This window comes from Mycobacterium sp. 852002-51163_SCH5372311 (genome assembly GCF_001667115.1).
Taxonomy (GTDB): domain Bacteria; phylum Actinomycetota; class Actinomycetes; order Mycobacteriales; family Mycobacteriaceae; genus Mycobacterium.
In genome coordinates this window covers 62,758-68,892 of the sequence record NZ_LZIJ01000100.1, presented here as the reverse complement: position 1 = coordinate 68,892, position 6,135 = coordinate 62,758, and the positions used below count along the sequence as shown (strand labels likewise).

8 protein-coding genes and 1 pseudogene are annotated in these 6,135 nt (G+C 65.6%); 3 read left to right on the top strand and 6 right to left on the bottom strand.

The genetic code is table 11. From position 1 onward, the window contains the following. On the top strand, positions 1 to 176 hold a 176-nt coding region (locus tag A5791_RS13465), incomplete at its 5' end, for an integrase core domain-containing protein (RefSeq protein WP_156661238.1). A 57-nt stretch (positions 177 to 233) separates the two neighbouring features. On the opposite strand, the gene A5791_RS26785 is transcribed toward A5791_RS13465, so the two are convergent. From A5791_RS26785 to A5791_RS13450, 4 genes and pseudogenes are all read right to left on the bottom strand, one after another. Continuing rightward, the gene (locus A5791_RS26785; RefSeq protein WP_197504684.1) at positions 234 to 395 is read right to left on the bottom strand and encodes a hypothetical protein; all 162 of its coding nucleotides are present in this window, start codon (positions 393 to 395) and stop codon (positions 234 to 236) included. Continuing rightward, a pseudogene (locus A5791_RS13460) lies at positions 394 to 747 on the bottom strand (glycosyltransferase); the annotation flags it as partial. The pseudogene A5791_RS13460 and the gene A5791_RS26785, both read right to left, overlap by 2 nt. A 165-nt stretch (positions 748 to 912) precedes the next feature. Further along, positions 913 to 2,505 carry a Na+/H+ antiporter gene (locus A5791_RS13455; protein WP_067237071.1) on the bottom strand — a complete coding sequence of 531 codons (1,593 nt, stop codon included), beginning with the start codon at positions 2,503 to 2,505 and terminating at the stop codon, positions 913 to 915. A 50-nt stretch (positions 2,506 to 2,555) separates the two neighbouring features. Continuing rightward, positions 2,556 to 3,638, bottom strand: a complete 1,083-nt coding sequence (locus tag A5791_RS13450) for a DUF5685 family protein (protein WP_067237068.1) — start codon at positions 3,636 to 3,638, stop codon at positions 2,556 to 2,558. A 108-nt stretch (positions 3,639 to 3,746) separates the two neighbouring features. Here A5791_RS13450 and A5791_RS13445 point away from each other — a divergent pair, with 108 nt between their 5' ends. Continuing rightward, positions 3,747 to 4,226: a protease inhibitor I42 family protein gene (locus tag A5791_RS13445; RefSeq protein WP_067237064.1), complete on the top strand. Its 480-nt coding sequence runs from the start codon at positions 3,747 to 3,749 to the stop codon at positions 4,224 to 4,226. Here A5791_RS13445 and A5791_RS13440 read toward each other — a convergent pair. Continuing rightward, complete coding sequence (locus A5791_RS13440; RefSeq protein ID WP_067237061.1) at positions 4,189 to 4,974, bottom strand: SDR family oxidoreductase; 786 nt, start codon at positions 4,972 to 4,974, stop codon at positions 4,189 to 4,191. The two genes, A5791_RS13445 and A5791_RS13440, sit on opposite strands and share 38 nt — an antisense overlap. 42 nt (positions 4,975 to 5,016) lie before the next feature. Then, positions 5,017 to 5,442, bottom strand: a complete 426-nt coding sequence (locus A5791_RS13435) for a DUF1707 domain-containing protein (RefSeq protein ID WP_067237057.1) — start codon at positions 5,440 to 5,442, stop codon at positions 5,017 to 5,019. A gap of 61 nt (positions 5,443 to 5,503) precedes the next feature. Between A5791_RS13435 and A5791_RS13430 the strand changes: the two genes are divergently transcribed. Beyond that, complete coding sequence (locus A5791_RS13430; protein WP_067237054.1) at positions 5,504 to 6,115, top strand: TetR/AcrR family transcriptional regulator; 612 nt, start codon at positions 5,504 to 5,506, stop codon at positions 6,113 to 6,115. Positions 6,116 to 6,135: the final 20 nt, after the last annotated feature.

The following is a 6,135-nucleotide window of genomic DNA, read 5'->3' as shown; positions in this document are numbered from 1 at the left end:
GGCAGAACGGCAAGGTCGAACGTTACAACCGCACTCTTCAAATCGAGTGGTCCTACCGGCGGGTCTTCACCTCCAACGCCGAACGCACCCGAGCACTTGCGCCCTGGCTCGAGTTCTACAACACTCAACGCCGCCACAGCGCACTCGGCGACCTTCCACCCATCAGCCGCCTGTAACCAACGTTATGGCCGGGTACAGCTAGACCTCGTCGTGCCCGCGCATGCTGGAGCGATCTAGGCGGTCTGCTGGTTTTCGCCCCGCCGGACATGCAGCGTTGCCAGCATGCCGTCGGCCGCGCGCTGCCAGGTGAACATCTCGGCCCGGGCGCGCGCAGCACCGCGACGGTGAGGCTCTGGGCGGCTGACGATTTCGCGGACGGCATGTGCGATGGCCACGTTCGTGGGAGATCATCACCGTCGTCACGCCGTGCTCGCGGCCCCACTGGCCCAAAGATCGCAACGTGAGCCGGTCCGAGACCTCCAACGCGTCGGGCCGCAACGCCTCCAGCAACGCCTTCACCGGTCCCGGCATTACCGCGCGATGGCCTCCCGTGAACGGAATCAGCTTGGCGGGCAGCGTGATTCGCATGACTCCGGTGGATAGCCGACTGCGCTCTGCGTGCGGGCCAGGGACGATCAGAAACACCTCGTGTCCCGCAGCGCTGTATTCGTCGCCCAGGCGGTCCACCGCGGTACGAAGGCCGCCGGAGCGAGGTCCATAAAAGTTGGCGACCTGAACGACACGCATACCGTGAGGACATCCGGTGCTCGTGTGCAGTCAACTATGTTGAGCCGACTCGTGCCTGAACAGTCCGTGAATTCCGACCATCCGGCACCGCCAGTTGGTGCCGAGCAGACGCAAAATCGCCTAAATCCGGGGCGATTTGGGGGATTTTGCGTCTGCTCGGCACTATTAAGGACCGCCGTCGCTGAGCAGCTGCACTTCCTCGAGATCCATCTCTGCCTGCAATTCCCGCAGCACGATGTCGTCGATGAGATTCTGGTTACGCAGGGCCGTGACGGCCTGTCGCTGATGATCGAGCACCTGAAGGCGCAACCGGCGAACCTTCTCCTTCTTCAGGACCAGATCGTTGGGCGCTGAGTCCTCGCCTCCGTTCGACCTGACCACGGCGGCACGTTGTTCGTACTCCTTTTCCAGGCGATTGAGCAATTCCGGGCTTACCTTCAGTTGCTGAGCGGCATTCGGCAGGGCTTCCAGCCCGACTTCGGCGATACGCTCGCGCGCCATTTGCAGTTCCTGAACGTGGGCATCGTCTTCGGGCATCCGGGCCCAGCGAACGATGAGAGGCAGGGTGCTTCCCTGGACAAGCACGGTCACCAGGATGACGACGGTGACCACGAAGATCAGCAGGCTGCGGTCGGGGAATGGAGCACCGCTGAGTGTCGTCAACGGGACGGCGAGGGCCGCGGCGAGCGACACGGCGCCCCGGAATCCCGCCCAGGAGGTAACCGTGCGCTGACGCCAATCGACGCGGCGCGCGCGTTGCACATCGCGGCGATCGAAGGTGCGAAACAGCGCCGTGGTGGCTTCCACCCAAAGGACTCGGGACACGATGACCACACCAGTGACTGCGAAAGCGATGTAGAGCGCGTGGCGAAGGCCGCCGTGAACGTCGTTGATGTGGCGCACCGCACCCGGAATCTGGACTCCGACGAATACCCACAACGAGCCGTTGAGCATGAATGTGGTGATGTCCCAGAATGCGAACGACTCCAGGCGCGAACGAGCGCGGATGACCTTCGGCCCGAAGTAGGTGAGCATCAATCCGGACACCAGGACGGCGACGACACCGCTGCAGTGCAGTGATTGCGCGAGCAGAAAGGCCGCGAACGGTGTCCACAGGCTCAGGGCTCCCTCTTCGAGCGGGGCGTCCATCCTGCGGCGCAGCAGCGTCACCGACGCGCCCACCAACAATCCGGCTGCGATGCCACCGAAGTAGGAGCCGACGAAGCGGCCGACCAGGTCAAGCGGGCTGATCGCGGCCCCGCCGACGGCGACCTCCACGGTCACGGCGAACAGCACCAGCGCGGTGCCGTCGTTTATGAGGCTCTCGGCGCGCAGCACGGTAAGCGCTCGACGGGGCAGCTTTTTGGCCAGACCGGCCACCGCTGCGGCGTCGGTGGGGGAGAGCACGGCACCCAAAACCGCCGCCGCGTGCGATTCCATGCCGAGCGATCGCGCCGTCCACGACACCGCGAACGCGGTGGCGATCACGAGACCGACGCTGAGGAAAATGATCACGCGTTGATTGGCTCGCATCTCGCGGAGGCTGGTGTTCATGCTTTCCCAGTAGAGGATCGCCGGCAGGAACAGCAGCAGCACGATCTCTCCGTTGATATGGATATTGCCGAAGGCCGGGATCAGGCCCAACAAGCCGCCCAGCAGAATGAGCAGCACCGGCGGGCCCACCCGGTAACGCCGACCCCAGATCGTTCCGGCGATGACTGTGGCAACAAGTGCAACGATGACGACTAGCGCAAACACGCGCCCATCCTGTCATCACCGATGCGGGGGACCGGCGACGGAGCAGCGGTTTACGAGCAGTCGCAGCAGTCGCCGCAGTCGCAGCAGCACTCGCAACCGTCGCAGCAGCAGATGCAGGTGCCGTCGCCGCCGCGTCCACGCTTCTGCGGCACCTGGCCCGGCACTTCGCCTCCCTCGCTGCCGTCCTGCCCGTAGGGATAGCCGGCGCCGACCGGCTGGTTGCCGAAGTTGATGCCTTCCTGCTCGCCGCGCGGTGTTCCATCGCGTGCGACGGTGTGCCCGGCTCCGCTGAAGGTGCGTGAGACCGCTCGTCGAATCTCGCGAGTCAGCAACCGCCGAGCCAGCCGGCCATCGGTGAATTCCACGTCGCCCAAAGCTAATTCGATGCCCAGGACCGCGTCGTCACACATGGTGCGGACCTCGGAAAACGGAGTTTCGGTGGCGGCCAACGGGTTCCACTTACCGCGCGCCACGTCGTCGCGGTAGTCCTCCACCGCGTCCAGCAGATGCGCCACCCGGCCGAAGAGCTGGCCGATCTCACGCAACGGCGCTTCGTTACCGGGGCGGCCGGCCAGTACGGCGGTATGCGCGAACGCCGCGGCGACGGCGGTTTCGGTGGGTTCGGTGACGGCCAGCAGCGAGCTGCCCGGAACGGCCGCCGCCTCGAGCTCGGCCTGCCGGTCCATGGCGGCGACGAGTACACCGGTGTCGAATCCCAGGGTGTGCCCGGCGTCGCTGCCTTGCCGCACCCACCGCTCGGCGACACGGCGCGCGGCCGGCCGCACCCCGATCGCTCCGACAATGCCGTCGCGGTCGTCGACGTGATCGCGCACCTTCGCCGCGGCCAGCGCCAGCGACACCACCGCCGCCAACCGCACGCAGTCACCGGTCGCCACGTCCGCGCGTCGCATTCCGCGCAGCGGGCACGGCCCGGCGGTACGCCTCGTCGGTCCCGCGACTGACTGGGCTTCGACCAAGAGCGAGACGACCAAGCCGTCGTAGTTGGTGGCGATCCGCGCGACCTGACCGTAGTCGTCGCGCAGGGCCAGGCACAGTCCACACAATTGGGCTCGCCACGCGGCGGCCAGCTCGCCACCGAGCCGATGACGGCAGGGCCGGATGATGCCAAACACGAGTAGAAGCTACCGGACGGTTTGCCAGCGCGCGCTCGGAAACGCCGCGTTGACCGGCTACCCGAGTGGATTTATCGTTTTCCGCGGGTGCCGACCTAATTTCGCCTCATGAAGACCCGGGTGTTGCTCATGCTCGCCGTGCTTGTCGTCGCGGCGATGTCGGGCTGCTCGGGTAGTCCGGGACGGCAGGCAGCGACCACAACCGTCGAGGTCTCCATCGACGACATCCTTCAGCACAGCGTCATCGGCCGCGACGTCGCAGTGGCGGTCGGCGACACGCTGAAGGTGACGCTGGGTTCGAATCACACGACGCCGTACCGGTGGACGCCCGATGCGAAGATCGCCGACCCCCACATCGTGAGGCAGACCGGTCACGAGTATCTGCGCCCGAAGTCTGACTTGATGGGCGCGCCGGGCACCGAGGTGTGGATCTTCGATGCGTTGAAGGCCGGTACGACGACGATCGTGACCGACTACACCGGCATCGTAGGTAGCGATCCCGCGCCGGTGTGCACTTTCACCGCGAGGGTAACGGTGCGACGAAGGACGTTCAGGCCGCTTGGGCGGGACGCAGCAGCCGTCCGGTGACGAGCGCCGAAAGCCAGCCAGGCGAAAGGCTTCCGGCCGTAGCCATCACCCGGTTTCGTAAACCGGCAACCACCACTGGGCGGCCCTTGTCCAGCGCGCGCAACCCCTTCGCGACGACGGGTTCGGGCGCGGCGAGGCGCTTGTAGACCGAGGTGTGGGAGACATCCGCTTCGAGCCCGTCGACGAATCCGGTACGGGTAGGGCCGGGGCACAGCGCTGTCACGGTGACACCGGTGCCGCGGGTTTCGGCCCACAACGCTTGGCTCAACGACAGCACAAATGCCTTCGACGCGCCGTAGGTCGCTTGGTAGGGGCCAGGTTGAAAAGCGATGGTGGAGGCCACATTTAGGATGCCGCCGCGACGACGGGCTAGCATTCCTGGCAGCACCGCATGAGTCAGCCGCACCAGCGCGTCGACGTTGATCGCGACCAGACCGTGCTCGCGGCCGGCGTCGATCTCCGCGAATTTGCCGTAAGTGCCAAACCCGGCGTTATTGACCAGGACGTCGATCGGACGATCGCCGAGATGGGCCACCAGGGCGTCGAACCCGTCGTCGGTGCCCAGGTCGCCGACAACAATCTCGACCTCAGCTTGTTGGCTTACCCGTTGCGCCACCGCGTTGAGCCTGGCTTCATCGCGCCCGGCCAGTATCAACGACAGCCCTCGCTCGGCCAGCTGTTCGGCGAAGATCGCGCCCAGGCCGGAACTGGCGCCGGTGACGACAGCCCATCCCTTTTCGTCCGGCATTGCTCCTCCTTTAGGTGGCACATACGTGGCTCGCCAACATTCTCACGGGGTCAGCCGAGAACCCGGCACCGACATGGCATGACTGATCAGGCCGATCGCTCCGCCAAGGATCGGCCAGATCGGCCAGAAGTACCAGGCGCCAGCGGTGACGGCGACGGCCGTCCAGACGGCGAGCACGATGGCGACCATCGCGAAGTAAGCCGTTAGATGAAGGCGCACCGCACGGCGGGGCGCGGTGATCCTGGCCGCGCGACGGCGAGGGTCGGCGCGACGAATGCGGTCGAGTGGCAGATCGGCGACGAGTTGTTTGAGTTCGGCGGTCGTGTGCGTTTGGAATGCCGCTTGTACGCGCTCCTCGTACTCGTCCATCCGCAGGTAGCCCTGCGCGAGGGCCTGGCCTAGGTTTGCAGCGGTCTTTTGCCGGTCGCGATCGCCAACGCGGGCGATGGTTGCTGCACTATTGCTCATTTCGCTCCTCCCGTTGGATGTGAATAGCATTAACATAGCTGGCAATGTTAATCTCGTCAACATGAGTCGGAAGGCGCCTTCGCGGTCGCGTCGTGCCAGCTATCACCACGGCGATCTCAAGCGCGCGCTCACAGCGGCGGCGCTGTCGCTGGTCGCCGAGAAAGGGCCTAAGGGCTTCACCCTGACCGAGGCGGCACGGCGGGCCGGTGTCAGCGCCGCCGCGCCGTACCGGCACTTTGCCGACAAGGCGGAGTTGCTGGCTACGGTCGCTGAGCAGGGATTTCTCGAGCTGCACGCCGAACTGAGCGCGGCCGCCGAGTCTGCCTCCGAGCCGAAGGCCAGGGTGATCGAACTCGGATGTGCCTATGTGCGCTGGGCGGTCAGCCATCCGGATCACTACCGGGTCATGTTCGGCGCTGAGCTCGATAAGGCGGACCACCCGATTCTGGCGGTTGCCGCGGAACAGGCGTTTGACGACTTGCTTGACGCGATAGCGAAGTGTCAGGCAGAAGGCCTTGTTGCGGCGCGCGATCCACGCGAAATCGCCGGTCCGCTTTGGTCATTGGTGCATGGCATTGCGTCGCTTGCCATCGGTGGCGAGCTGTATGCCGTCGGGATACACCAAGATCCACAGGCCATGGTTGCGGCCAGCGCGGCCGAATTGCTCGGGTGAGCTATTGATGGCCCGCGTCG

Excerpts from the sequence above, each read along its gene's own strand:
- A5791_RS13430 (WP_067237054.1), top strand. The coding sequence starts at position 5,504 with ATGAGTCGGAAGGCGCCTTCGCGGTCGCGTCGTGCCAGCTATCACCAC.
- A5791_RS13445 (WP_067237064.1), top strand. The coding sequence starts at position 3,747 with ATGAAGACCCGGGTGTTGCTCATGCTCGCCGTGCTTGTCGTCGCGGCG.
- A5791_RS13435 (WP_067237057.1), bottom strand. The coding sequence starts at position 5,442 with ATGAGCAATAGTGCAGCAACCATCGCCCGCGTTGGCGATCGCGACCGG.
- A5791_RS13440 (WP_067237061.1), bottom strand. The coding sequence starts at position 4,974 with ATGCCGGACGAAAAGGGATGGGCTGTCGTCACCGGCGCCAGTTCCGGC.